We start from the raw sequence: 23,210 nt of genomic DNA on the forward strand, positions 1-23,210 counted from the left end.
AGAAAAACGCCCCGTCTCGGCGGGGCGCTGAGAAATCAGCGTGGGCCATTCTAGGAGGCGCAGGGGAGACCGCTGTGCGGCAGGGGCGGAAGCCGGGCCGAGCCTGCGGTAAATTGCGCTTCGTCAAACATTAAATGCGAATTGTTCTCATTTATGAATCTACAATGCACGGCAACGCTGGTCGGGCCACCTGGGCACCGACCGAGCCCAGGCCTCAAACGTCAGGCCCGCAGCTCGCGGGTCTTGGCGGCTCCTCTTTTTTCTTCTCGTTCGCGCTTTTTCTCCCCTCCCTCTTCATGTCACGCCCTCCCCGCTCCGCCCGCCACACCTCCGCCCTTCGTTTCACCCCTCACGCCCTCGCCCTCGCCACCAGCCTGTGCAGCGCTGCCGCCGCCAGCCAGGCGCAAACACTGGCCGAGGATGCGCCCACCAGCTCGGTGCAGCAGCTGGAACGCACCGTCGTCACCGCCACACGCAGCAGCAAGGCGCTGGAGAAAATCCCCGGCGCGGTCAGCGTGATCGGCCGCCAGGACATCGAAAGCCAGAGCCTGATCAGCGAAGACCCCAGCCAGCTGCTGACCCTGCAGATCCCGGGCTATGCGCCGGCGCGGCAGAAGATGAGCAACTTCGGCGAGGGCCTGCGCGGCCGCACCGCCCTGCTTTTGCTGGACGGCATTCCGCAGACCAACCCGCTGCGCTTCGGCGGCCGCGAGGGTTACTTCGCCGACCCGATGATCGTGGAGCGCATCGAGGTGGTCAGCGGCGCTTCGGCGGCCCAGGGCATGGGTGCCACCGGCGGCATCATCAACACCATCACCCGCAGCCCGCGCCGGGTCGGCACCCAACACCTGCTGGAGCTGAAACTGGGCAGCCAGGGCCACAGCGACAGCAGCAGCTGGAAAACCGGCTACCGCCTGGAACACCTGAGCGAGGGCCCCGATCCCTGGAGTGCCCTGGTCTACCTCGGCCAGCGTTCGCAAGATGTGGGCGTGGACGGCGAGGGCCGCATGCTGGCCACCGAATCCCTGCATAAGGCCAATGACGCCTTCATCAAGCTGGGCCAGCGCCTCGGCGACCAAGAGCTGCAGCTGATGTTCAACCAGTTCACCGCCCATGGCTTCGAGGACTGGGTCGATGTGCCGGGGGACCGCGCCCGCGAGCTGCCCGCTTCCGCCAAGCCGGGCCGGCTGGACTACCAGCCGCTCTACAACCGCAGCCGCTCGGCCAGCCTGAGCTGGAGCCACGCCGATCTGGCCCAGGGCCAGGCACAGCTGCAGCTGTTCGCCCAGCGCTTTGCCGCACGCTACAGCGGCGGCGTGATCGCCACCTTCCAGGACGCAGCCATTGCGCCGCTGAACACCCTGGTCGACCAGAGCCAGATCGAAGCCCGAAAATGGGGCCTGCGCGCCAGCTGGGTGCGCCAGGACTTGTGGACCCCGGGCCTGGAGCTGACCCTGGGCCTGGACGTGCTGGACGATGTCTCGCAGCAAGACCTGACCCTCACCGGCCGTGCCTGGGTGCCGCCGCTCAAATTCCGCAGCACCGCGCCCTTTGCCCAACTGGAGTACGAGCTCGGCTCCTTGACCCTGCGCGGCGGCCTGCGCGATGAGCACACCCAGCTGCAGGTGGACAACTACAACACCCTGGCGTTCTACGGCAAGCCGCGCGTGCAAGGCGGCGAGCGCCGCGCCAGCGAGATGGTCAAGAGCCTGGGCGCGGTCTGGCGCTTTGGCCGCAGCGGCTGGTCCAGCTTTGTGGCCTACAACGAGGGCTTCGGCCCGCCGGATGTGGGCCTGATCCTGCGTGCTGTCAAGGCCGCGAACAGCTCGGTCACCGACCTGGTGGACCTGCAGCCCATCGTCACCCAGAACCGCGAGCTGGGCCTGGCCTGGCGCGGCCGGCAGGCCAGCGTCTCGGCCTCGGTCTACGAATCGCGCTCCGACCTGGGCAGCCAGCTGATCGTCAGCAATGGCATCGGCACCGTGCAGCGCGTGCCCATCACCGTGCGCGGCCTGGAAGTGAGCGGCGAATGGCGGCCGAGCGAGCAGCTCAAGCTCAGCAGCAGCTATGCCCGCACCCGCGGCCGCACGTCCAGCACTAGCAATGGCGGCGGGCTCGACCTGGACCTGGGCGCCCGCTCGCAAGGGCCGGACAAATGGGTGGCCGCCGCCACCTGGCAGTTCGCCCCGCAATGGAGCAGCCAGCTGAGCCTGCAGCGGCAGCTGCCGCGCCATGCCAATGTGGGCAAGTTCTCGGGCAAGACCTCGCTCGAAGAGCACTTCAAGGGCGTCACCCTGGTCGATGCCTCGCTGAGCTGGAACACGGCACAAGGCCAGTGGAGCGCCGGCGTCGAGAACCTGTTCAACCGCCAGTACATCACCTACTACAGCCAGGCCCACTACGCCGGCACGCCCGAGGACTTCTACGCCGGCCGCGGCCGCGGCCTGAACCTGAGCTGGCGCCGCCCCTTCTGAACGTGGAGACGCTGCACATCATGCAAAACCCGGCCCGGGCCCGGCGCTGGAACGCTCGCAAGCTCTGGGTCTGGCTGCACCGCTGGGTGTCGCTGGCGGCAGGCCTCTTGCTGCTGCTGCTGGGCCTGAGCGGCAGCGCCCTGGTCTGGCGCGCCGAGCTGGACGCGGTACTCAACCCGGCCTGGTTGCAGGCGCGGCCGGCCTGCGCCGAGGCCGAAGCTGCCCAAGACGCGGAGCCCATCCGCCGCGTGCTGCAGCGGCTGGCCGAGCATGCGCCCGGCCGCAAGCCGGCCCTGATCGTGGCGCCAGCCCAGCCGGGCGCCGCCTACCAGGTGTGGGAGCGTCGCGATCCGCAGACCGGCTGGCGCCGCGAGCATTTCATCGATGCCCGCTGCGGGCTCTACCTCGGCCACCGCGACCGCGGCGCCCTGCGCTGGGACACCGCTCATCTGATGCCCACGCTGTTCGAGCTGCACCGCTACCTGCTCAGCGGCGACCGTGGTGAGACGGTGGTCGGCATCGGCGGCCTGGTGCTGCTGGGCCTGGGCCTCTCGGGCATCTGGCTGGCCTGGCCGGCGCGCCCCAGCTGGCGCAGCTGGCGGCAGGTTCTGAGCATCAAGACGGGGGCATCGACCGCACGCACCTGGTTCGATGTCCACCGCGCCGTGGGCCTGTGGATGGCGCCGGTGCTGATCGTGCTCAGCCTCAGCGGTGCGGCCCTGGCTTTTGGTGACAGCACGCACGCCCTGGTCGGCAGCGTCTTGCCGGTGCAGAGCTGGCCCAAGCTCAAGCCATCAGCGCAGCCTGCGGCAGCAAGCACCGACTGGGACTACGACGCCCTGGCCCGCGCCGCCGAAGCGCAGTTCCCCGCCGGCCAGGCACGCTGGACACGCATCACCCTGGCCAAGGCCTCCGAAGGCCAGACGGAGCTGCGCCTGCTGCAGCAGGGCGAATGGCGCAAGGACACCGGCAGCACCCGGCTGCGACTGAATCTTCAAGGCCAGCCGCAGGCCCTGCACGACCCACTGCACACCGCGGCGGGCAATCAGGTGCTGGATTTCATCTACCCCCTGCACAAGGGCGAAGCCCTGGGCCTGGGCGCGCGCCTGCTCTGGACGCTGTTCGGCCTGGTGCCGGCACTCCTGCTGGGCAGCGGCGTTTACCTCTGGCTGCGACGCCGGGCGGCGCGCGCCTGAGCCCGCTGCGGCGGCAACTCAGCGCGCATCGGCCCCGTCGCTGAGCCGCCGCCATTCCGGCGGCGCCCAGAGATGCTTGAGGGCCAGCCACAGGCTGCGTTCACGCCGCATGTCCGCAAGCATGGCCGCCCATTCGTGGGCATTGAGCCAGAAGAGATTGTGGGTTTCGACCGGGTGCTGCAGGCCGTAGTCCACCGGTTCGTCTTCGGGCACAAAGGTGCCGAAAAGCCGATCGAACACGATCAACATGCCGCCGAAGTTGCGGTCGATGTAGACCTCGTTACGGCCATGATGGGCGCGGTGGTGCGAGGGGGTGTTGAACACCCATTCAAACCAGGCCGGCATGCGATCGACCCACTGGGTGTGGACGAAGAACTGGTAGCCCAGATTGAGCGAGAGCGCGAACAGCACCCAGCGCGGCTCGAAACCCAGCCAGACCATAGGCGTGTAGAACAACCAGTTGCCGGCGATGGGGTAGAACCAGCTCTGCCGCAGCGCCGTGGTGAAGTTCATCTGCTCCGAGCCGTGGTGCACCACATGGGCGCACCAGAACCAGCGGATGCGATGGCTGGCGCGATGGAACCAGTAGTACAAAAACTCCACTGCCAGAAACAGGCCGATGAAGTTCAGCGGCGTCACCTCGATGGTGAACAACCGGTGCTGGTAGATCCAGCCCATGGCCGGCAGCACCCAGACGGCCAGCAGGACCAGATCGACGAAGAGATAGCTGCCGCCGCTGTTCATGCTGTCCAGGGTGTCGCGCCAGCGGTAGACACGGCGCTGGCGCAGGCGCCAGGCCTCCAGGGCGATGCAGACCATGAAGAGCGGCGAGAGCAAGAGCAGGGTCAGGTCGCGCCAGTCGCCATGGCGCAGGTAGAGCTGCTGGAAAAAGTCGATCAGGGCGTCCATGGGGTCAACAGAAAACCGCGGCAACCCACATGATGCGCCGCACCGCAGGCACCGGCTTGACGGACAAGGCCAATCACTTGACCGATCGCGCCAAAACCGCGGCGCCCTGGCGTTTGTCCGGAGCGCCGCCGCATGCGGCTCGGGCATCATCGCGGCCAGTTTCCCGAGACATGCCCCTCGCACGTTCGCCTGTTGCCCCCCATTTGCCCATGACCGAAGCCCGCGTTGCCGCCAGCTATGTGCAGCTGCTCTACGAGCATCTGGCCGCGCTCGGCCTCGACGCAGCCGCCCTTCTGGGCCCAGGCCCGGCCGCGAGCGAACATTTCGTGGCCCTGAAGCGCTGGCAAGCCTTGCTGCAGCGCGCCCAGGCCTTGGACCCCGGCCCGCCGGCCACCTTTGCGCTGCGACTGGGTCGTGGCATCAGCCCGCGGCATTTCGGCGTGATCGGCTACGCCGCCCTGGCCTGCGGCACCCTGGCGCAAGCGCTGCAGCGCCTGGAGCGCCACCACCGCTCGGTCTACGACGTCAACCAGGCCCAGGTCGAGCTGGGTTCGGAAGGCCTGCACATCGTCTGGGGCGTGGAGCGCGGCCGACCCGGCCCCTTGGTGGACGAGACCGCGCTGGCCGCCTTGATGCAGCTGACGCGTGATTTGAGCGGCAAGCCGCTGCGCGCCCTGGGCGTGGATTTCGTCAACCCTCGGCCGGCCGATGTGACGCCCTACGTGGCCTATTTCGGCGGCCCGGTGCGCTTTGCCCAGCCGCTCACCCGCCTGACCCTGGCCCATGCGGACCTGGCCCTGCCCTTGCGGGCCTCGGACAACGCCCTGCTGGCCCTGCTGGACGAGCAGGCCGAGCGCTTGCTGCAGGAGCTGGGCACCCGCCAAGCCCTGAGCGAACCGCTGGCCCTGTGGCGCCACACCTTGATCGGCCTGATCCGCTCGGGCCGCACGGCCCTGGCCGACCTGGCCCAAGCCCTGCACCTGAGCCCGCGCAGCCTGCAGCGCAGGCTGAGCGAGCAAGGCAGCAGCTTCCAAACCCTGCTGGACCAAACCCGCCAGCAGCTGGCCGAAGCGTATTTGCGCGACCCCGAGCTAGAGCTCAGCGAGGTGGCCGGCTTGCTGGGCTACTCCGAGCACAGCGCCCTGAGCCGCGCCTTTCGGCAGTGGACGGGGCAGACGCCGCAGGAATGGCGGCGCGCGCAGGATGCCGAGGTGCGTCGCTGATGAAAGCCCTCTCTCTGCCCGCCACGCCTCCCGGCCTGGTCTTGAACGGCGCCCCCGCCACGGGGCGCTATGCCGGCCGGCTGGACCTCGGCTTTGACTGGCGCGGCCTGCAGCCCCCGCACGCGCGCAGCTGGCTGTGGCGCCGGCTGCATCACAAGCGCTGGCTTTACTTGGGCCTCGGAGATGAACGGCTGTTCATCGGCCTGGCCGTGGTCGATGTCGGCTGGACCGCAACGGCCTTCGCCTATCTGTTCGACCGGCAGCAAGCCCGCCTGCGCGTGGACTGGAGCCAGGATGGTCTGCCGGGTCTGCAGGCGCACGTGGCCGATGCGCCGTTCGCAGCCGGCAGCGTCACCCGCTTCCGCGGCCCAGGCGCGCGCATCAGCCTGAGCCGTGATTCGGGTCAGCTGATGCAGGTTCAGCTCGACACGCCACAGTTTCAGCTGGACGCACAACTGGATCTCGCCCACATGGCGCCCCCACTGCTGGCCATCGGCCCCATCGCCGATGGCGGCGTGGCCCATGCCACGCTGAAAACCAGCGCCTTGCCTTTGCGCGGCGAGGCGCGCTTGCGCGGCGCGGCCGGGCATGAGGATCTGAGCCTGGACCAGGCCTGGGGTGCGCTCGACGCCTCCAACGGCCTGCTGGCACGCCACACCGCCTGGCGCTGGGCCAGCGCCCACGGGCCCGGGCTGGGCTTCAATCTGCAGCAGGGCTATTTCGGTGGGCAGGAAAACGCGCTGTGGCTGGACGGTCAGCTCATCCCGCTCAGCGCCGCCCAGTTCACCTTCGACGCGGCCCGGCCCCTTCAGCCCTGGCATGTGCGCACGGACGACGGGCTGCTCGACTTGCAGTTCCAGCCCGAAGGATCCCGTCAAGACGCCCGCCACCTCGGCTTCGCCGCCAGCCACTATGTGCAGCCGGTCGGCCGCTTCAGCGGCTGGGTGCGAGCATCACCCGATGGGCCCAAGCACGAAGTTCACCAGTTGCTGGGCGTGACCGAGGACCATCGGTCGATGTGGTGATCCGAGAGCTGGGATGGCAGTGAACGGCACAAAGCTTTCTTTGGTTTTGCTCGTGAGGCCCTGAAGCCCGTGCCGCCACCGGACTCATGGCTCCGGGGTCGGCCCTGATGGGCCGACTTCCCTGCGCTGCTCGCGCCTCGGGGCTGTGCTGCTCGGCCCGGCACAAATCGCCCGGCAGCGGCACGGGCAGCAGGGCGCTTGCATAGCGGTCGATCTGCCCCTTTCCACGGTGGAACACGCCACCTCCGAAGGTGGCTCGGCCCGCCGGCGGGCGATTTGTGCGCGGCCGAGGGCGCAGCGGAGCGGCTCAGGCGCGTGTACCCACGCGCATCAAACTCTGACTCGGCGCCACTGTTTGACCACAGTGAGCGCAGCGAACGGAGGGAGTTTGGCGCCGCTGAGCCGCGCAGTGAGCACCGAGGGGAGTCGGCTCGTAGAGACGACCCGCGAACCATGAGCCCGGCGGCGGGACGAGACACCGCAGCGAGAACGACAAACCCAACAGAGGTCCGCAAAGTGCCGCCAGCAGCCCCTCGCAGAACGAGAGGGGCCGCCACGCACTCACTCAATGCACCACGCGCCCGAACTGGAACTCACCGTTCTGCACATCGACCGGGATCACATCCTTGGGGCCGAAGCGGCCTTGCAGGATGAGCTTGGACAGCGGGTTCTCGACACGCTGCTGGATGGCGCGCTTGAGCGGGCGGGCGCCAAACACAGGGTCGAAGCCGACCTTGGCCAATTCGTCCAAGGCCGCCGGGCTGACGTCGAGCTTCATCTCCAGCTTCTCCAGACGCTGCTCCAGGATCTGCAGCTGGATCTTGGCGATGGAGGCGATGTGCTTGGCGTCCAGGGCATGGAAGACCACGGTCTCGTCGATGCGGTTGAGGAACTCGGGGCGGAAATGCGCCTTGACCTCGCCCCAGACGGCGTCCTTGATGACTTCGCTCGATTCACCGGCCAAGGCCATGATCTGCTGAGATCCCAGGTTGCTGGTCATCACGATCACCGTGTTCTTGAAGTCCACGGTGCGGCCCTGGCCATCGGTCAGGCGGCCGTCATCCAGCACCTGCAAGAGCACATTGAAGACATCGGGGTGGGCCTTCTCGACCTCGTCCAGCAGCAGCACGCTGTAGGGCTTGCGGCGCACCGCTTCGGTCAGGTAGCCGCCTTCGTCATAGCCCACATAGCCCGGAGGCGCGCCGATCAGGCGCGACACCGAGTGTTTTTCCATGAACTCGCTCATGTCCATGCGGATCAGGTGCTCTTCGCTGTCGAACAGGAAGCCGGCCAGCGCTTTGCACAGCTCGGTCTTGCCCACGCCAGTGGGGCCCAGGAAGAGGAAGCTGCCCAGGGGGCGGTTCGGGTCCGACAGGCCGGCGCGCGAGCGACGGATGGCATCGGCCACCGCGGTGATGGCCTCGTCCTGGCCGACCACGCGTTGGTGCAGTTTGGCTTCCATCTGCAGCAGCTTGTCACGCTCGCCCTGCATCAGCTTGGACACCGGGATGCCGGTGGCGCGGGCCACCACCTCGGCGATCTCTTCGGCGCCGACCATGGTGCGCAGCAGCTGAGGGCGCGAAGTCCCTTCCTTGCCTGATTTGGCCTTGCCGGCCTCCTTGGCCTGGGCCTCCTTCAGGCCCTTTTCCAGCTCGGGCAGGCGGCCGTACTGCAACTCAGCGACCTTGTTGAAGTCGCCCTTGCGCTTGAGTTCCTCGATCTGCTGCTTGATGCGGTCGATCTCTTCCTTGACGTGGGCGCTGCCCTGGGCCTGAGCCTTCTCGGCGGTCCAGATCTCTTCCAGGTCGTTGTACTCGCGTTGCAGCTTGAGCAGCTCTTCCTCGATCAGCTCGAAACGCTTGATCGAGCCTTCGTCCTTCTCGCGGCGCACGGCCTCGCGTTCGATCTTGAGCTGGATCATGCGGCGATCGAGCTTGTCCATCACCTCGGGCTTGGAGTCGATCTCGATCTTGATCTTGGCCGCGGCCTCGTCGATCAGGTCGATGGCCTTGTCGGGCAGGAAGCGGTCCGTGATGTAGCGGTGGCTCAGTTCGGCCGCAGCGATGATGGCCGGGTCGGTGATCTCCACGCCATGGTGAACTTCATACTTTTCCTGCAGACCGCGAAGGATGGCGATGGTGGCCTCCACCGTCGGCTCATCGACCAGCACCTTCTGGAAGCGGCGCTCCAGGGCGGCGTCCTTCTCCACATACTTGCGGTACTCGTCCAGCGTGGTCGCGCCGATGCAATGCAGCTCGCCGCGGGCCAGGGCCGGCTTGAGCATATTGCCGGCGTCGATGGCGCCCTCGGCCTTGCCGGCACCAACCATGGTGTGGATCTCGTCGATGAAGAGAATCGTCTGGCCTTCGTCCTGCGCCACTTCCTTGAGCACGGACTTCAGACGTTCCTCGAAATCTCCACGGTACTTGGCGCCGGCCAGCAGCAAGGCCATGTCCAGCACCAGCACGCGCTTGTTCTTCAGGGAATCGGGCACCTCGCCATTGACGATGCGCTGGGCCAGGCCTTCGACGATGGCGGTCTTGCCGACGCCCGGCTCGCCGATCAGCACCGGGTTGTTCTTGCTGCGGCGTTGCAGCACCTGGATGGCGCGGCGGATCTCGTCATCGCGGCCGATCACCGGGTCCAGCTTGCCTTCGCGGGCACGCTCGGTCAGATCGAGCGTGTACTTCTTGAGCGCCTCGCGGTTGCCCTCGGACTCCTGGCTGTCGACCTTCTGGCCACCACGCACCGCCTCGATGGCGGCTTCCAGCGACTTGCGGTTCAGGCCGTGGCCGCGCGCGATGCCGGCCAGATCGGTTTTGGCATCGGCCAAGGCCAGCAGAAACATCTCGCTGGCGATGAAGTGATCGCCACGCTTGGAGGCCTCTTTCTCGGCCGCTTGCAGCAAGGCCACCAGGTCGCGCCCGGCGCTGACTTGCTGGCCTTCGCCCTGCACCTGAGGCAGGCCGGCGATGATGCTGTCGAGCGCGGTCTTGAGCGCCGGCACCTTGACGCCGGAACGCTCCAGCAAGGCTTTGGGGCCGTCTTCCTGCGCCAACATGGCGCTCAGCACATGGGCTGGCTCCATGTACGGGTTGTCGCGGGTGATGGCCAGGCTTTGGGCCTCGCCCAAGGCTTCTTGGAAACGGGTGGTGAACTTGTCTGCACGCATGGGATGAATCCTCCGTTGCTCGGACAGCTGAGGCCATAGACCCGGCTTTCAAGAGGTCCGCGGCGCAGAGCGCGGCTTCTAGGGGGAGTGCTCCAGCGAAGGGCTTGCTACCGCCGGCATACAGCGAACGGCACAATCGCCGCCGCAAACCTGTCAGCCGCCCTGCCTGCCTTCCACACCATGAACCCGCCCCAGCTCTACACCGCCAGCGTGCCCGTGTTCCAACGCTACCTCAGGCAGCTGAGCCTGATGCTTGATGCAGCTCAAGCCGAAGTCACGAAGGGCTGCGTCAACGAAGCCCAGCTGCTGCAAGCGCGCCTGGCGCCGGACATGCTGCCGCTACATTTGCAGGTACAGATAACCGCAGGATTTGTCCTGCGCGCCTGCGCCCCGCTGCAAGGGCTGCCCGTGCCACCACTGGGCAGCCCGGCGCCCGGACTGGCCGGCCTGCAAGCCCTGCTGCGTGAGCGTCAAAGCTACCTCGACGCCCTGCCTGCCGAGGCCTTCCGCAACGCCGAAGCGCAGGTGATCGACAGCGACGCCGGCCGCGCTCAGTTGCAACTGCCCGCCACCGAGTTTCTGCAGCACTTCGCCCTGCCCAATTTCTTCTTCCATCTGAGCTGCGCCTACGCCTTGCTGCGCCAGAGCGGCGTGCCCCTGGGCAAGCAGGACTTTGACGGTTTGCATCGCTACCGTTAGCCCCTGAACCAGCGCGCCCGGTGTCCGGGGCAACGCTGCCTGTCCTTCGCGTGAGCGACGACGCCCAAGGCTTGTACGCGAGCCCCCTAACTTGAAGTTCGTCCGGCCCTGACAGCCTTGCCGCATGTCCGTCTCTGAGGGGTCGGCGCGCTCAAGGCGTGGGCGAAAGGACTGGCGGCCGTTTCACAGGCCCAGCCTCATTCGCCTGTTCATGGCCATGACGCCCGGCACTCCATTGTCATTCGCCCCGTCCCGCTGCCCACATCCGCAGCACTTCACCACAGGGATCCACATGAAGAACGCACCGCGTATTCCATCTCGCCGTCCATCGAAGCAGCTGATGCCGATGCCCATGCGCTTGAGTCCCCTGCTGCTGGCCAGCTTGCTGGCATTGGGCGCCGGTCCGGTCCAGGCGCTGGACTACGTCTGGCTGGGAGGCACAGGCAGCTGGACCGATGCAAACAAATGGTCACTGCTGGGCCTGCCGGGTTCGGGCGACACAGCCACCCTCAGCACCGGCAGCGCCATTCTGGACAGCGACCGACTGCTGGACCGCTTGATCCTGGCCGGCGGCAACCGTGGCGGCAGCGGCCTGCTCACCGCCGGCGCCCTCACCTTCTCCTCCGGCTCCCTCTTCGGCCCCGGCACCACCACCATCACCGGCGCGGCCAGCTTCTCCGGCAGCAACAACCAGTACGTCGACGCCACCCACACCCTCAACCTGAACGGCGGCGCCAGCTGGTCCGCCGGCAGCGGCACCATCTCCGTCGGCTCCAATGCCCGCATCAACGTCGCCTCCGGCACCACCTTCGTCGATGCCGGTACCCTCAACCCCTCCGGCAACCGCTACCTCGCCTACTCCGGCAACGGCAGCTTCAACAATGCCGGCACCTACGAGCGCAACGGCCTGGGCACCACCCATGCCTACGGCTTCAACAACAGCGGCACGCTCAAGCTCAACGCCGGCACGATGCTGATGCGCGCTGACTCCAGCTCCTCCGGCCAGATCCAGATCGCCAGCGGCGCTATGCTCGACTACTCCGGTGGCAACGCCACCATCTCCGGCAGCGTCAGCAACGCCGGCCTGCTGCGCCAGAGCGCTGGCAACCTCACCCTCACCGCGGCCGCCAGCATCGACGGCGCCCTGCAACTGGACTACGGCAACTTCTACAACGAAGGCAGCCACAGCGTGGCCAGCCTGGGCCTGGCCGGCGGCAACCGCGGCGGCAGCGGCCTGCTCACCGCCGGCGCCCTCACCTTCTCCTCCGGCTCCCTCTTCGGCCCCGGCACCACCACCATCACCGGCGCGGCCAGCTTCTCCGGCAGCAACAACCAGTACGTCGACGCCACCCACACCCTCAACCTGAACGGCGGCGCCAGCTGGTCCGCCGGCAGCGGCACCATCTCCGTCGGCTCCAATGCCCGCATCAACGTCGCCTCCGGCACCACCTTCGTCGATGCCGGTACCCTCAACCCCTCCGGCAACCGCTACCTCGCCTACTCCGGCAACGGCAGCTTCAACAATGCCGGCACCTACGAGCGCAACGGCCTGGGCACCACCCATGCCTACGGCTTCAACAACAGCGGCACGCTCAAGCTCAACGCCGGCACGATGCTGATGCGCGCTGACTCCAGCTCCTCCGGCCAGATCCAGATCGCCAGCGGCGCTGTGCTCGACTACTCCGGTGGCAACGCCACCATCTCCGGCAGCGTCAGCAACGCCGGCCTGCTGCGCCAGAGCGCTGGCAACCTCACCCTCACCGCGGCCGCCAGCATCGACGGCGCCCTGCAACTGGACTACGGCAACTTCTACAACGAAGGCAGCCACAGCGTGGCCAGCCTGGGCCTGGCCGGCGGCAACCGCGGTGGCAGCGGCCTGCTCACCGCCGGCGCCCTCACCTTCTCCTCCGGCTCCCTCTTCGGCCCCGGCACCACCACCATCACCGGCGCGGCCAGCTTCTCCGGCAGCAACAACCAGTACGTCGACGCCACCCACACCCTCAACCTGAACGGCGGCGCCAGCTGGTCCGCCGGCAGCGGCACCATCTCCGTCGGCTCCAATGCCCGCATCAACGTCGCCTCCGGCACCACCTTCGTCGATGCCGGTACCCTCAACCCCTCCGGCAACCGCTACCTCGCCTACTCCGGCAATGGCAGCTTCAACAACGCCGGCACCTACGAGCGCAACGGCCTGGGCACCACCCAGGCCTACGGCTTCAACAACAGCGGCCAGATTCACATCAACTCCGGCACTTTCCTGCTCCGAGACGCATGGAACAACACCGGGGTCGCCCGCATTGCTGCAGGCGCGAGCCTGAGCTCATCTGAGGCCAACTTCAACAACCACGGGCGGCTGGAGGGCGACGGAATGATCCGGACTGCAGGCCAGAGCTATGCGCTGCTGAACCTGGGCGAGCTGAGCCCAGGAAGCTTGTCCACCGTCGGCCAACTGGCCATCGACGGCGATCTGACCCTGGGCAGCACCTCGGTGCTGGACATCGACCTGGCCAGCTTGAGCAGCTTTGATGCCATCAGCATCAGCAGCGACTTGCGCGTCGGCGGCGTGCTGAAAGTGGAGAGCCTGGACGGATTCGGCCCTCAGGTGGGAGACAGTTTCAAGATCGCCACCTTCAGCCAACTGGTCGGCGGGGGCCGCTTCAGCCAGGTGCAATGGCTGGGCAGCCCGGGCTTGACGCTGAGCGTCGACTACAACGCCAGCGACATCACCTTGCGCGTGACTGCGGTGCCTGAGCCTTCCAGCTGGGCGCTGATGTTCTCGGGCCTGGCTTTGTTCGGCTGGCTGTCATCGCGTCGCCACCACGTGGCTGAGCAGTAAGCGGGCACCCGGCTGGCCGGGGGCGCCGTCGAGCCAGCAACTCATGACCTCGTTCTTCGCCCCTGCCCTGCTCGCGACATCAAGCACCCATCGCCAGCCACAAGCGAATCAGCCTCATACCCAGCGCCGCACACGCCAGCGAGCCCAGCACATGGGCTGCAGCGTGCAGCAAGGCCATCCCCATCTCGCCCCGCAGCAACAGCCCCAGCGATTCACCCGAAAAGGCCGAGAAGGTGGTCAAGCCACCGAGAAAGCCTGTGACCAGCAGCAGGCGCAGGAACTCATCCGGCGTGCGGCCGAACCATTCCAGCGCCATGCCGATGAACAGGCCGCCGACCAGATTGACCAGCAAGGTGCCGAGCGGGAAACCCGCGTAGCTGCTGTTGAGGTAGACGCCGGCGATCCAGCGGCAGAGCGCGCCCAAAGCAGCACCACCGGCAACGGCGGCACCCTGGGCCAACCCCACAGGCAGGCAGCTCACCGGGCCGAACCCGCCGTATTGCCGGCCACCTGAATGCCCCAGCGAGCCAGAGCCGCATCGTCCGCTTCGCGGGCGTCGACCCAGTGGCCGCCCTCGGCCGTGTATTCCTTCTTCCAGAACGGCGCCTGGGTCTTGAGGTAGTCCATCAAGAACTCACAGGCTTGAAAGGCCTGGCCGCGGTGGCGGGCGCTGACCAGCACCAGCACGATCTGATCCAAGGCCGCCAGGCGGCCAACCCGGTGGATCACGCGGGCCTCGTGGATGTCGAAGCGCTGCAATGCCGCCTCAATCATGGCTTCGATGCTGGCCTCGGTCATGCCGGGATAATGCTCGAGCTCCATGGCCTCGATGGCCGGCCCCTCGCCCCCGACATCTCGCACCGTGCCCAGAAAGCTGACCACCGCGCCTGTGCGCCCATCGCCCGCGCGCAAGGCGGCCGCTTCCTGGCTCAAGTCAAAATCTTCCGTCTGGATGCGGACACGAGTGGGGCTGACTGTCATGGCGCGGATTGTGTCATCGGCCACTGGAGATATCACATCCAGCTTGGGGATCGACGGTGAATTTGACCCGGGGGCGAGCCCGGAGGCATTGGTACTTTGTCGCATACTGCCCGGCAAGCGCGGTCGGTTTGCATCGAAGCCAGAGCTTCGATGCCAGCACATCGGTGATGTGCTGGCGCCGGCTGCATGGGATCGGGCTGACAACAAGGAGACGCGGCCATGGGCCTGATGGATTTCATCAAGAAGCAGTTCATAGACATCCTCCAGTGGACGGAGGATGGAGACGGCACGCTGGCCTGGCGCTTCCCCATGGCCGATATGGAAATTCAGTACGGCGCCTCGCTGACGGTGCGCGAGTCGCAGCTGGCCGTGTTCGTCAATGAAGGCAAGGTCGCCGATGTCTTTGGGCCTGGAACCCACACCCTGAACACCCAGACCCTGCCGGTGCTGACCTATCTGAAGAACTGGGACAAGCTCTTCGAGTCGCCCTTCAAGAGTGACGTCTACTTCTTCAGCACCCGCCAGCAGGTGGACCAGCGCTGGGGCACACAGCAGCCAGTGACCATCCGCGACAAGGACTTTGGTGCCGTGCGCCTGCGCGCCTTCGGCAATTTCGTCTACCGCGTGGCCGATGCGAAACTCTTCCACACCGAGATCTCCGGCACGCGCGAGCGTTACACCGTGCAGGATCTGGACGGTCAGCTGCGCGGCCTGATGCTGCAACACATCAGCGATGCGGTGGCCCAAAGCGGCATCCCCTTCCTGGATCTGGCGGCCAACCAGATCGAGTTTGCGCGCCAGCTGCAAACCGCCACCGCGCCCGAGTTTGAAAAGATCGGCCTGAAGCTGGAAGGCGTGACGCTGCAGAACGTCTCCCTGCCGGAAGAGCTGCAGAAGATCCTCGACCAGAAGATCGGCATGGGCATGATCGGCCAGAACATGGGCCAGTTCATGCAGTACCAGACCGCTCAAGCCATCCCCAAGCTGGCCGAAGGCGTGGGCCAGGGCGGAGGCGGCGGTGTCGCAGGCGACGCCATGGGCCTGGGCGCGGGCCTGGCCATGGGCCAGGTGCTGGCCCAGCAGCTGCAAGGCGGACTGGCGGCTGCAGCAGCACCCGTGGCCGCGGCCGCTGTGGCTGCTGCGGCGCCCGTGGTGCAAAGCGCCGAGGACATCATGCAGCTGCTGGAGAAGCTCGGCGACCTGAAGACCAAGGGCATCCTGACCGACGAAGAGTTCGCCGCCAAGAAGGCCGACCTGCTCAAGAAACTGGGCTGAGGAAGCAGCGCGCGCCTTGGCATCGGACACCTCGCCTCCTTCAGGCTCCTCCGCCAGTGGCGCTCCTCAGCGCCGCTGGCAAGCCACCTGCCCCAACTGCGGCGCCACGGTGGAGTTCGCCTCGGCGGCCTCTGCCAGCGCCGTCTGCAGCTATTGCCGCAGCAGCCTGCTGCGCGAGGGCGAGGCCCTGCGCAAAATCGGCATCAGCGCCGAGCTGATCGAGGACTATTCACCGCTGCAGATCGGCGCCAGCGGCCGCTATGCCGGCGCGCCCTTCACCGTCGTCGGCCGCCAGCAGATCGCCTATGCCGAGGGCAGCTGGAACGAATGGCATGTGCTGTTCGATGGCGGACCGGCCGGACCTCGCTCGGGCTGGCTGGCCGAGGACAATGGCAGTTATGTCATGGCCTTCGAAGCGCCTCTGCCGGAAGCCGCCCCCAAGGCACAGGAACTGATTCTTGACCGCAGCTTGCAACTGGCCGGCCAGCGCTGGACAGTGGCGGCCGTCACCCGCTGTCATCTGCGCGCCGCCCAAGGTGAGCTGCCACGCCCACCCCAGCTCGGAGCGGAGCGCCAGTACCTGGTGGCCGAGCTGCGCGGGCCCGGCAACGAAGTCGGCAGCCTCGACTTCAGCCCAGGTCTCGCATCCAGCAACGCGGCACCGATCTGGTCGATCGGCCGATCGATCCGACTGGACGCCATGGCCATGCAGGGCCTGCGCGACGATGTCAACAGCAAAGACCTGAAATCGCGCAGCCTGGAATGCCCGAGCTGCGGCGCCGCCCTGACGCCCAGCCTCAGCAGCACCCGCTCCATCGTCTGCGGCCAATGCCATGCGGTGGTGGATATCTCGCAGGGCGCCGGGGCCGATCTCGAACACTATGCCCAGAACAATGGCATGGAGCCGCAGCTGCGCCTGGGCAGCACCGGCATGCTGCAGACCGAGACCGGCCAGGCCATCACCTGGCAGGTGGTGGGCTACCAGGAGCGCTGCGACCTGCCCGAGAGCAGCGAGGACGAGCAGACCTTCTGGCGCGAGTACCTGCTCTACAACAAGATTGAGGGCTTCGCCTTTCTGGTCGACACCGAAGAGGGCTGGAGCCTGGTGCGGCCCCTGACCGGCGCACCCGTCAGCAGCCGCGGAGATCGCATCGATTGGGGTGGCAAGAGCTACAAGAAGCGCTGGACCTATCAGGCCAAGGTCACTTATGTGCTGGGTGAGTTCTATTGGCAGGTCAGCCGCGACCAACGTACCCTGGTCAGCGACTACGAAGGCCAGGGCGAAGCCCGGCAGATGCTGCTCAGCCGCGAACAGACCGAGAACGAAGTCGTCTGGAGCCTCGGGCGCAAGCTCGATGCCGCCGTGGTGGCGCGGGCCTTCAAGCTGGCGCCCGAGCGCGCGGCCGCTCTGGGCCGCGATGCCAGCAGCCTCAGCGACGGCGGCGGCCTCTTGCGCAAGATCGTCATCGCCTTTTTCATCCTGCTGATCCTGGTCTTGCTGCTGCGCGCCTGCAGCAGCGACGATTGCCAGGCCTACAAGGACAGCTACGGCGAAGCCAGCAGCGAGTACCAGCAATGCCGCAAATCCAGCGGCGCCCGTTACGGAACAAGCGGCGGCAGCTATGGCGGCTCCTACGGCGGCTACAGCAGCGGTGGCGGCGGCCACAAATAGCCAAACGTCCAGGCCACAACCCGTTCACGCAAGATTTGAGGAGATCCACATCATGGACCACAGCGCTTTCGAATGGCTCAAGCCCGGCATCGTGCTGGGCTCCATCCTCTACGCCCTGATCGGCGTGCTGGTCTTCTGGATCAGCTTCGTCATCATCGACAAGCTCACCCCCTACAAGCTCTGGGAGGAAATCGTCGAGCACAAAAACATCGCCCTGGCCATTGTGGTGGGCGCGATGTGCATCTCGATCGGTCAGATCGTCGCGGCGGCCATCCACGGCTGAGCGCCGTCGCCCCAAGCCTCAGGCCAGCGGCGGCAAGCCATGCGCGGCGCGGGCACGCTGGCACTTCTCATCGCCGGCCTGCAACTCGTGGCAGGGGCTGGGGCGCTGGGCATAGATGCTGCACGCCACATGCTGGCCGACCTGCCCACCCAGCGCTTCACAGCGCGGGGATTTGCGATTGGTGCCGGCCATGCAGCTCAGGTGGGGCGTGAGTGGCTCCACCCATCGCGCGTTCAACTCGGCTGCCTCGGCCCAGTAGAACGAGACGCGAAAAAACGCGCAACACGCGCCGCACGCCTGGCACGGGCTGGTGTGCTGGGAGGCCGCAGGGATAGGAACAGAGGACGAATGGGTCGGGTTGCAGGAAGGGGCCTGGCTCATCGCGATCAAGTAACAGGAAGCAAACAGACAGCCTGTATTTTTGCAAACTCTGCCAATCCCTCTTGCCCAAGAGCCCCTGCGGCATGGCGCGCCGCGCGGACTCAGAGGCCGCGATGACGACGAGCACGCGTCAGGCCCAAGACCGCCAGTGCGGTCAGGGCCAGCGCCAGCGACTGCGGCTCCGGAACCTGGCTGGCCGTGGCTTGCACGCCGTTGATGAAGCTGGTGCGGTCATAGCTGCCCAGGTTCAGACTGCGGAACTCCAGCAGACCCGAGCCGCTGGCGGTGAAGCTCAGCTGATGCTGGCGCCAAGCCTGACCGGCCTGGGTGGAGAAAGTGCCGAGCTCGGTGCCGGCAAAGTAGACGCTGTAGCTTTGCAGGCCCGACCAGTTGCTGCGACCTGCGTCGAACCAGCTCAGTTCCACCAGACTGGCCGTGGCCAGGTTCAAGGTTTGCGAAATGTTGGCGCCATTGCCTTGCAACCCGAGCACAAAGCTGCCCAGATTGCCGCTGGCGTTGCCCAGGCTGCTGGGCGTGCCCCAGGCACTGCTGTTGGCGCCAATGACCACGGTGCCGTTGCCCGTGCTGCTCCAACCGGCAAAAGCGCAGCCCGCAGAACTGGTGTAGCAATAGCCATTGGCATTGCTGCCGGTCTGGCTCTCAAAACCGCCGTTGCTGACGATGCCGGCTTGCGCCACACCAGCGCCCAACAAGCTCAAGAGGGCGGCGCAGCGGGTCCAAGCGTTCATGGTCTGGGTCTTCATCGAAAGGTCCTGGTGTCGTGGCTGTGGAATGAAACCAGTGTCAGCGCAAAATCCGGGCCCACCCGGAAGCCGCGGTGACGCAGTTCACACTCGCGCCACCCATCCTTGCCCAACCCCCTCAAATCAAGGGCGGGCCGACTGCTGCAGATTTGCAACAGCAACTCGCCAGGCCCGGAGCCACCCAGAAGCGCCCTGCACCGAATCAGCCGCGGCGCAGCGGCCACAATGCAGCACCCGAAAAAAGAGCCCTGGACTCCATGAGCCTCACGCCACCTCCTTCGCCCGCCGAAACGACCGAGCCTGCCAGCCCTGACTCGCCTGAGGCCGGGCGCATCTCCCTGCACGAAGTGCTGCTGCTGGTCAGCGTGTTTGTGGTGGCGGCCTGCGGCCTGGTCTACGAGCTGGCTGCCGGGGCGCTGGCCAGTTATCTGCTCGGTGATTCGGTGCTGCAGTTCTCCACCATCATCGGCACCTACCTCTTCGCCATGGGCCTGGGTTCCTGGCTGAGCCGCTACGTCGAGCGTCAGCTGGTGGCGCAGTTCTTGAAGATCGAGCTGCTGGTGGGCTTGATCGGCGGCCTGATGCCGGCCGCCCTGTTCCTGGCCCACAGCCTGCTGCCGCCCGGGCAACAGGCGGCCTTCCGGGTGCTGCTGTACGGCCTGGTGCTGCTGGTCGGCGCCCTGGTGGGCCTGGAGATCCCGCTGGTGATGCGCATCCTCAAGAAGCAGTTCCGCCACCGCTATGCCTTGCGCGATCTGGTATCCCAGGTGCTGACCTTCGACTACCTCGGCGCCCTTGTCGTGGCCCTGGCCTTCCCTTTGCTGCTGGTGCCGCATCTGGGCCTGGTGCGCACGGGCTTGTTCTTCGGCCTGCTCAATGTGGGCGTGGCAGTCTGGGCCCTGTTTCTCTTTCGCAGCGAGCTGCGCGCCTGGCGCAGCCACGCCCTGGCCTGTGGGCTGAGCGTGCTGGTCCTGATGCTGGCAATGCTGATGGCCGAGCGGCTCAACACCTGGGCCGAAGATCGCTTCTACGGCGAGCACATCATCGTGCGCGAGAGCAGTGACTACCAGCGCGTGGTGGTGACCTCGGGCCAGGCCGGCACGCGCTTGTTCCTGAACGGCAATCTGCAGTTCCATTCGCGCGACGAGTACCGTTACCACGAAGCCCTGGTCCACCCCGCCATGGCCGGCCACGGCGCGCCCAAACGGGTGCTGGTGTTGGGCGGTGGTGATGGCATGGCCGTGCGCGAGGTGCTGCGCTACCCGAGCGTTGAGCAGGTGACCCTGGTCGAGCTGGACCCGCACATGACCCGGCTGTTCTCCACCCTGCCCATGTTGCGTCAGCTCAACCGCGATGCCCTGCTCAGCCCCAAGCTGCGCATCGTCAACACCGATGCCTTTGGCTGGCTGGAGCAGCAACCGCCCGACCAGCGCTTCGATGTGATCGTGATCGACTTCCCCGACCCCAGCAACTTCTCGCTGGGCAAGCTCTACAGCAGCAGCTTCTACCGCCTGATCGATCAACGCCTCAACGCGGGTGGCTATGCCGTGGTGCAAACCACCTCGCCCCTGATTGCCCGTCGCAGCTTCTGGACCGTGGTAAGCACCCTGGAGTCGGCTGGCTTGAGCACCACGCCCTACCACGCCCATGTACCCAGCTTTGGCGAATGGGGCTTTGTGCTGGCCGGCCGCCGGCCTTGGGCCCTGCCGAGACAACTGCCCGAGGGCTTGCGATTCCTGAGCCTCGGCGGACTGCCGGCGCTGCTGGACTTTCCGCCCGATATGGCCCGTGTGCCCACCGAGATCAACCGTCTGTCCAACCAGATCCTGGTCCATGAGTTCGAGGCCGAATGGGGCAAGGTGCATTGATGGACTGGAGTCGGCGCGAGTTCCTGCAAGCGGCCGCCGGTGCAGGCGCAGGCGCCTCGCTGCTGCTGGCGGGCTGCGAAGCCCAACAGGCAGAGCTGGCCCAGCTGCCCGGCGTTTGGCTGGGCGCCAGCGCCGAGCGTGGCCACCGCCTGCGTGGGCCTCTGCCTGCGGCTCAGAGCGCGCCAGCCCTGCCTCTGCAGCGCCGCCAGGTGCTCATCGTCGGCGGCGGCATCGCAGGCCTGGCCTGCGCGCGCGGCCTGAGCCAGGCGGGCCTGGACGACTTCGCCCTGCTGGAGCTGGAAGACCAGGTCGGCGGCAACAGCCGCGGCCATCGCATGGGCGGCATGGCCTGCCCCATGGGCGCGCATTACCTGCCGCTGCCGGGGCCTCAGTCTCACGAGGTCTACCAGTTGCTGGAGCAGCTGGGGCTGGTTCGCCAGGAGCTCGGCCGCGCCGTCTGGGACGAGCGTTATCTTTGCCACAGCCCGCAGGAGCGCCTGTTCTTCGAGGGCCAGTGGCACGAAGGCCTGCTCCCTCCCGAGCCCAGCCCGAATGCCCTGGCCCAGCTGCGCCGCTTCGAGCAGGCGGTGGAGCGCGCACAGCGCGAGCTGGGTTTTGCCATGCCCAGCCATCGCGCGCCCTGGACGCCAGCCCATGCGGCACTCGACAGCCAGAGCTTTGCGGCCTGGCTCCAAGCTCAAGGCCTGAACGAGCCCACGCTGCGCTGGTACCTCGACTATTGCTGCCGCGATGACTACGGCACGTCCAGCGAAGGAGTTTCGGCCTGGGCCGGTCTGCACTACTTTGCCAGCCGCCACGGCTTTCATGCGCCAGGCGCCGACAGCATCGAGCGCGAACCGGTGCTGACCTGGCCGCAAGGCAATGCCTTCCTCAGCGAGGCGATGGCCGCCCCCTTGCGTGAGCGCATCCATGCCGGTCGCATGGTACTGCGCATCGAAGCCGGCAAGCACGACATCAGCCTGCGCGTCTGGAACGAAGGCCTGCAACGCGAGGAAGGCTGGCAGTGCCAGCACCTAGTGCTGGCCACGCCCTTGTTCATGGCCCAGCGCCTGCTGGGCCCCGGTCTCGCCGCGCTCGACGAAGTGGTCGCGCAGCAAGCCCACGCGCCCTGGCTGGTGGCCAATCTGCAGCTCAAGCAGCCGCTGCTGCAGCGCCTGGGCGCCCCGCCCTCCTGGGACAACGTCATTTACGGCAGCCAGGCGCTGGGCTACGTCGACGCCATGCACCAAAGCCTTCGCCCTGTGAGCGGCCCGACCGTGCTGAGCGCCTACTGGGCACTGCCTCAATCTCGCCGCGGAGAATTGCTGCGCTCAGACAGACGACACTGGCTGACCCAGGTGCTGGCGGAATTGAGCGCTGTTCATCCAGATCTGCCCACCCAGCTGGAACGCGCCGACCTGGTGCGCTGGGGCCATGCCATGAGCATTCCGAGCCCAGGCTTGCGGGGCTCATCGGCCCTGCGGGCGCTGCGGAACTTGCCCGGGCGCATCCACTTCGCCCACAGCGACCTGGCCGCCTACTCCGTGTTCGAGGAGGCTTACACCCTGGGATATGAAACGGCGACGACAGTCGCAAAATTCACCACCAACAACCATAGAAAATCAGCTTAGGTAGCAATTTTCAGCACCAAGCGGCAGTTCGGCAGCACTTGCACAGGCGGACGCGACACCCGGTGAAGCGATGGTTAGAGTGCGAAGCATCTCCCGAGGGGGAGCTTGATTTGAACCACAACTTTTCCTTGAAAGCAGTCCACACCATGAACAAATTCATCGCTGCCGCCGCCCTGGCCCTGATCGCTGGTACCGCCTCTGCTGCCCCTGGCACAGACAGCAACTTCTACATCGGCGCCGACATCGGCTCGAGCAAATTCAAAGTCGATGGAGAGTCCGGCTCCAAGACCGGCTTCGGTGCCACCCTGGGCTACACCCTGAACCCGAACGTCGCTTTTGAACTGAGCGCGCGTCGTTTGGGCACTTGGAAGGAAGGCAGCGTCTCTGCCAAGGCCAATGCGCTGCAAGCTTCGGTGTTGGGCATCGCACCGATCACCAATGAGTTCTCGCTCTACGGCCGTCTGGGCGTGGGCCGCAACTCCTTGACCGTGACCGAAGGCGGCTACAACGGCACGGAACGCAAGACCAAGGCCTTGTTCGGCCTGGGCGCCAGCTACCAGTTGGCCAAAAACGTCAGCCTGCGTGGCGAGTACATGAACCTGGGCAGCAACAAGCTGGGTTCGGGCGCCGACACCGTGACGGTCAAGATGCACCAGTTCAATGTGGGCGTGAACTACGCCTTCTGAACCTGAATCAAGCTGAGGCCTCGTCACCTCTGACACGAGTGCCTCAGCCCGTGTGAATCGTGACAAGCCCCGCAGCTGCGGGGCTTTCGCTTTGGCAGAAGCAAAGCGTGCTCCCTCGCCTCGCCTGGCCAGGCC

General features: G+C 66.6%; 18 protein-coding genes. 12 read left to right on the forward strand and 6 right to left on the reverse strand.

Translation table 11 applies throughout. From position 1 onward, the window contains the following. Positions 1–296 precede the first annotated feature (296 nt). Together AC1Q6P_RS00855 and AC1Q6P_RS00860 are read left to right on the forward strand one after the other, a co-directional pair. Positions 297–2,474 carry a TonB-dependent receptor gene (locus AC1Q6P_RS00855; RefSeq protein WP_492663935.1) on the forward strand — a complete coding sequence of 726 codons (2,178 nt, stop codon included), beginning with the start codon at positions 297–299 and terminating at the stop codon, positions 2,472–2,474. 20 nt (positions 2,475–2,494) lie between these two features. Then, positions 2,495–3,670 (forward strand): PepSY-associated TM helix domain-containing protein, encoded by a 1,176-nt coding sequence (locus AC1Q6P_RS00860; protein ID WP_492663936.1) that lies wholly within the window; start codon positions 2,495–2,497, stop codon positions 3,668–3,670. 18 nt (positions 3,671–3,688) lie between these two features. On the opposite strand, the gene AC1Q6P_RS00865 is transcribed toward AC1Q6P_RS00860, so the two are convergent. After that, positions 3,689–4,579: a sterol desaturase family protein gene (locus AC1Q6P_RS00865; protein WP_492663937.1), complete on the reverse strand. Its 891-nt coding sequence runs from the start codon at positions 4,577–4,579 to the stop codon at positions 3,689–3,691. A 209-nt stretch (positions 4,580–4,788) separates the two neighbouring features. Here AC1Q6P_RS00865 and AC1Q6P_RS00870 point away from each other — a divergent pair, with 209 nt between their 5' ends. Both AC1Q6P_RS00870 and AC1Q6P_RS00875 read left to right on the forward strand, forming a co-directional pair. Next, complete coding sequence (locus AC1Q6P_RS00870) at positions 4,789–5,802, forward strand: AraC family transcriptional regulator (RefSeq protein WP_492663938.1); 1,014 nt, start codon at positions 4,789–4,791, stop codon at positions 5,800–5,802. Next, positions 5,802–6,827 carry a DUF2804 domain-containing protein gene (locus tag AC1Q6P_RS00875; RefSeq protein ID WP_492663939.1) on the forward strand — a complete coding sequence of 342 codons (1,026 nt, stop codon included), beginning with the start codon at positions 5,802–5,804 and terminating at the stop codon, positions 6,825–6,827. The genes AC1Q6P_RS00870 and AC1Q6P_RS00875 overlap by 1 nt, the downstream gene beginning before the upstream one ends. 565 nt (positions 6,828–7,392) lie before the next feature. Here the strand turns inward: AC1Q6P_RS00875 and clpB are convergent. Next, on the reverse strand, positions 7,393–9,999 hold the full coding sequence (gene clpB, locus AC1Q6P_RS00880) for an ATP-dependent chaperone ClpB (protein ID WP_492663940.1): 2,607 nt from the start codon (positions 9,997–9,999) through the stop codon (positions 7,393–7,395). A 180-nt stretch (positions 10,000–10,179) separates the two neighbouring features. On the opposite strand from clpB, the gene AC1Q6P_RS00885 reads away from it, so the two are divergent. Then, entirely contained in the window at positions 10,180–10,698 is a 519-nt protein-coding gene (locus tag AC1Q6P_RS00885; protein ID WP_492663941.1) for a DUF1993 domain-containing protein, read from the forward strand. Positions 10,699–11,050: 352 nt separating this feature from the next. After that, on the forward strand, positions 11,051–13,534 hold the full coding sequence (locus AC1Q6P_RS00890) for a PEP-CTERM sorting domain-containing protein (RefSeq protein WP_492663942.1): 2,484 nt from the start codon (positions 11,051–11,053) through the stop codon (positions 13,532–13,534). A gap of 79 nt (positions 13,535–13,613) precedes the next feature. Here AC1Q6P_RS00890 and AC1Q6P_RS00895 read toward each other — a convergent pair whose 3' ends face one another. Continuing rightward, the gene (locus AC1Q6P_RS00895; RefSeq protein ID WP_492663943.1) at positions 13,614–14,015 is read right to left on the reverse strand and encodes a CrcB family protein; all 402 of its coding nucleotides are present in this window, start codon (positions 14,013–14,015) and stop codon (positions 13,614–13,616) included. Next, a complete protein-coding gene (locus tag AC1Q6P_RS00900) occupies positions 14,012–14,515 on the reverse strand; it encodes a molybdenum cofactor biosynthesis protein MoaE (RefSeq protein ID WP_492663944.1) in 504 nt (167 codons plus the stop codon). The genes AC1Q6P_RS00895 and AC1Q6P_RS00900 overlap by 4 nt, the downstream gene beginning before the upstream one ends. 219 nt (positions 14,516–14,734) lie before the next feature. Here AC1Q6P_RS00900 and AC1Q6P_RS00905 point away from each other — a divergent pair, with 219 nt between their 5' ends. The 3 genes from AC1Q6P_RS00905 to AC1Q6P_RS00915 are packed head-to-tail and all read left to right on the forward strand — an operon-like array spanning position 14,735 to position 17,745. Further along, positions 14,735–15,790 carry an SPFH domain-containing protein gene (locus AC1Q6P_RS00905; protein ID WP_102767252.1) on the forward strand — a complete coding sequence of 352 codons (1,056 nt, stop codon included), beginning with the start codon at positions 14,735–14,737 and terminating at the stop codon, positions 15,788–15,790. Positions 15,791–15,806: 16 nt separating this feature from the next. Continuing rightward, positions 15,807–17,462 carry a DUF4178 domain-containing protein gene (locus AC1Q6P_RS00910; RefSeq protein ID WP_492663945.1) on the forward strand — a complete coding sequence of 552 codons (1,656 nt, stop codon included), beginning with the start codon at positions 15,807–15,809 and terminating at the stop codon, positions 17,460–17,462. Between the two features lie 52 nt (positions 17,463–17,514). Then, a complete protein-coding gene (locus AC1Q6P_RS00915) occupies positions 17,515–17,745 on the forward strand; it encodes a DUF350 domain-containing protein (RefSeq protein ID WP_102767254.1) in 231 nt (76 codons plus the stop codon). Between the two features lie 18 nt (positions 17,746–17,763). Here the strand turns inward: AC1Q6P_RS00915 and AC1Q6P_RS00920 are convergent, their stop codons facing one another. Both AC1Q6P_RS00920 and AC1Q6P_RS00925 read right to left on the reverse strand, forming a co-directional pair. Further along, positions 17,764–18,126: a YkgJ family cysteine cluster protein gene (locus tag AC1Q6P_RS00920; RefSeq protein ID WP_492663946.1), complete on the reverse strand. Its 363-nt coding sequence runs from the start codon at positions 18,124–18,126 to the stop codon at positions 17,764–17,766. 101 nt (positions 18,127–18,227) lie between these two features. Next, the gene (locus tag AC1Q6P_RS00925; protein ID WP_271009886.1) at positions 18,228–18,875 is read right to left on the reverse strand and encodes a hypothetical protein; all 648 of its coding nucleotides are present in this window, start codon (positions 18,873–18,875) and stop codon (positions 18,228–18,230) included. 272 nt (positions 18,876–19,147) lie between these two features. Between AC1Q6P_RS00925 and AC1Q6P_RS00930 the strand changes: the two genes are divergently transcribed. The 3 genes from AC1Q6P_RS00930 (at position 19,148) to AC1Q6P_RS00940 (ending at position 23,075) form a co-directional block, all read left to right on the forward strand. Beyond that, entirely contained in the window at positions 19,148–20,758 is a 1,611-nt protein-coding gene (locus AC1Q6P_RS00930) for a polyamine aminopropyltransferase (RefSeq protein WP_492663947.1), read from the forward strand. Further along, complete coding sequence (locus tag AC1Q6P_RS00935; protein ID WP_492663948.1) at positions 20,740–22,389, forward strand: flavin monoamine oxidase family protein; 1,650 nt, start codon at positions 20,740–20,742, stop codon at positions 22,387–22,389. The genes AC1Q6P_RS00930 and AC1Q6P_RS00935 overlap by 19 nt, the downstream gene beginning before the upstream one ends. Before the next feature lie 146 nt (positions 22,390–22,535). Next, positions 22,536–23,075: an outer membrane beta-barrel protein gene (locus AC1Q6P_RS00940; protein ID WP_102767259.1), complete on the forward strand. Its 540-nt coding sequence runs from the start codon at positions 22,536–22,538 to the stop codon at positions 23,073–23,075. Positions 23,076–23,210: the final 135 nt, after the last annotated feature.

It is taken from the genome of Roseateles sp. GW835-FHT13E02 (assembly GCF_058794035.1).